This is a genomic window from Paracraurococcus ruber (genome assembly GCF_004353985.1).
In the GTDB taxonomy this organism is placed as follows: domain Bacteria; phylum Pseudomonadota; class Alphaproteobacteria; order Acetobacterales; family Acetobacteraceae; genus Paracraurococcus; species Paracraurococcus ruber.
This window is the reverse complement of the sequence record NZ_SMOA01000461.1, coordinates 1-2,854: the sequence shown is the minus strand read 5'-3', so window position 1 is coordinate 2,854 and position 2,854 is coordinate 1. Positions and strand designations below refer to the sequence as shown.

General features: G+C 58.6%; 2 protein-coding genes and 1 pseudogene. 1 reads left to right on the top strand and 2 read right to left on the bottom strand.

The genetic code is table 11. The features are described 5' to 3' along the window. Nucleotides 1-122 precede the first annotated feature (122 nt). Nucleotides 123-449 (top strand): annotated as a pseudogene (locus E2C05_RS30735) (transposase); the annotation flags it as partial. A gap of 39 nt (nucleotides 450-488) precedes the next feature. Here the strand turns inward: E2C05_RS30735 and E2C05_RS30730 are convergent. After that, entirely contained in the window at nucleotides 489-713 is a 225-nt protein-coding gene (locus E2C05_RS30730) for a hypothetical protein (protein ID WP_133223411.1), read from the bottom strand. 1,345 nt (nucleotides 714-2,058) lie between these two features. Then, nucleotides 2,059-2,523, bottom strand: coding sequence for a type II toxin-antitoxin system HicB family antitoxin (locus tag E2C05_RS33635; protein WP_158292482.1), 465 nt, complete (start codon nucleotides 2,521-2,523; stop codon nucleotides 2,059-2,061). Between the last annotated feature and the right edge of the window lie 331 nt (nucleotides 2,524-2,854).

The following is a 2,854-nucleotide window of genomic DNA, read 5'->3' as shown; positions in this document are numbered from 1 at the left end:
AATGGCTGGTCGAGAAGAACGGCCATCGCAGCCCCGCCGACAGGCGCGCCGCCTGGCAGGAGGAGACCTTCAGGCGCGCCGCGTAGCCCAACCAGTTGTCCAAGGAGCCGGGTGCGGTACACGGCCAAGCGCACGAACTGCCGATGGCGCCAGGCTTGCTGGACTGTCTACCCGACGTGCCGGGCTGGGTGGTCGGCGATCGTGGCTTCGCGTCCGACGCCTTCCGCGAGCGCATCTGGGAGATGGGCGCCCGCCCCGCGATCCCGCCAAAGCGCACCGACGCACCGGTCGCCTGCCCACCGTGGATCTACAACAACCGACACCTCGTCGAGAACCTCTGGGCACGCCTCAAGGAATGGCGCGCCTTGGCCACACGATACGAGAAGACAGCAAGAGCCTTCCTGGGCGTCCTCTCCCTCGCCGCCACCTTCCATTGGCTCAGGAGCTAACAGGCCCTAACCGCGCCGACGATGCCAAAAGACTCAGCCTCACGTTTTGCTTGATTGGGCAAAATACTGGCGTGCGGCGTCCTCGGCCTCGATTTCCGCGCCGAGCAAGGTACGGGTCCATCCTTTGGCGACGTCGATGTTGCATCGCTTTACCCGCCAACGCCAGACCTCGTCAGCACCAGTGATCGACAACGAGAGACCGCCGAGCACCGCTGTACGCGAGCGAAGGTCGCCGTATGTCTCGTCATGCCAAGCCAGAACCATAAGACCGCCCCCAAGACATGGGTTCGGATCATTCTGACATCTCTTAAACAGTAAGTAAATAATAATGTTACATACCCTATCCTATGTCATTTTCGCCGTTGGATGCAACCCTGGGGGGTGTTTCGGGCTGGTGAGCCGGCCCAGGAAGCCAAGACGTTGGTCGATCGGCATCTCAGCCCGCAAGGCATGCTGGGACTACCCCTAGCGTCGCCGCACTTATGAGGCACCAGCCTGATAGGTCTCGCTCTGTAATTCAACTTTTGCGATCTATTAAGAGATTGTCCGCAGCGCGAGGTGATCCCCCTCCTTGCTGTGGATGGCCAGCTGACCTCTCGTCAGCTGGCCCCCCCCTTCCTTGCCCCTTCAAGGAAGGGTTGACCAACCCCTTCGGTAGCAGCCAGCCGGCCCAGGAGCGGCCTATCAGCCTAGGACGAAGAAAAGGGCCCCCGCCGCGAGCCAGATCAGCAGGATTATCGCTAGCAACTGCGTATCGTTCATGCGGCTTTACCAACGCGTATCGGCGCGGTCGGATTGGGCCTCAGCTGCCACGGAGCAGCCGTTCCAACACGGTCTGCGCCGTCTGCATGGTGCTTGCTAGGGTCGGTTCCATCCCCTGAAATACTGCTCCGTCTGCGCGACGAATTTGCCAAGTACAAGCAGTTGTACCGCTGGCGCCCATAATAGTTAGGTCGTACTCGGCTGCTGTAGCTATAAGAATTACAGATTTTCCAGACTGCGACCGTGTCCATACAAGGCGTACATTGCGCCTCTTTACGGCCATGAGCCGCCGCCACTGACCAGAAGAATGTAATCTGCTGCAATTAGATTATTATTAGTATAACCGTTTCTGATTTTCAGCATTGCCGCCTGCCCTTTCGGGTTTGATGGACAGGTGTCCATCTTGGCTCTGCTTTGGCGTCTAATTCAATGCTACGCTGTATATGGCTTCGCCCCAAATGTGCACCTGCGGGTAGAGAACGCCGGCTGGCTGGTGCGCTTATGGCAGGTATGGGACAGCAGCGCTGAGGTTACAATAGCGTGGCGGCGACGATGGCCAGCCAAGCAAAAGCAGCAGCGGCTAAAAAGACCGGGGCCATATGCTGGATATGGCGCACGGAAGCGTGAGAGCAAGATCGCGATTAGCAGATTCGTGAATCACCCGGTGCGGCAAGTTGGCAGGCTAACGCTACAGCAGCGTTGCGGCGACCAATGCCAGCCAGACGACTGCGACGGTCAGGCAGAACCATTCCATACACCGATTGTGAATGTTTGGCCGACCAGCGCAACAAACCACAGGTTGCATATTTGTGAATTAATTTATCGTCAATGCGCGGGTCGTGGCGCGTCAGTCGGCCGTGTCCTCGGTCGCGGCGACGCTGTGTGCCGCAATGACCAGGCGCAAGCCTATGGCCCGGAACGCCTCACCAATCGCACCGACAGTGCTGCTATGCATGGGGGCGCGCAGATGGCGAACGGTGTCCCTGTCCACGCCGAGCAAGGCGGCCAGTCTCTGGTCGCTGACACCGTCAATCAGCATCACGTCATGGAGCAGGAGCTTAGCGACCATCTGCGTGGGCAATCTGGCGATGGGTCGGCCAACAGCCGGACTGGGAACTGGGATCGCACGCCCACCCTCGACGTACCCACTCAGCACACTGACAAGCACGTCGTCCGCTGCATGAACGCTAGCCGCTAGATCATCTCCGCCACATGCAACCATCTCTGGGATGTCGGGACAGGTTATGATGATGACGTCCGGACCAACGACGACATCCAGAGGATAGAGATATGTTCTCTCGAAAGTCCGCATTCTCAACCTATTGTTGTGTCGCATTCATGCCCAAGCACTCACTTTTCTGTAATTTCTGCGCCATGGCCAGTGACATTGCGACGCAACACGTGCAGCCTGTTTAGGTTCGGAATGGGTACAACGTATCGGAGTGACTTGGCCCCGAGTTAGGGGACATACGGGGCCACCCTTTTTCGCTTGTGCGATTTTGTCGCCAGTGCATGGAAAGCTTAGGGCCTGTTAGGCCCTGAGGTACATTCCTATCTGGGGTGGATGACGGGGAATGCGGGTATCCATGTTCTGAGCGACAAGCAGTGGGCAGAGCTGGAGCCGCTGATCGACGAGGTGCGGC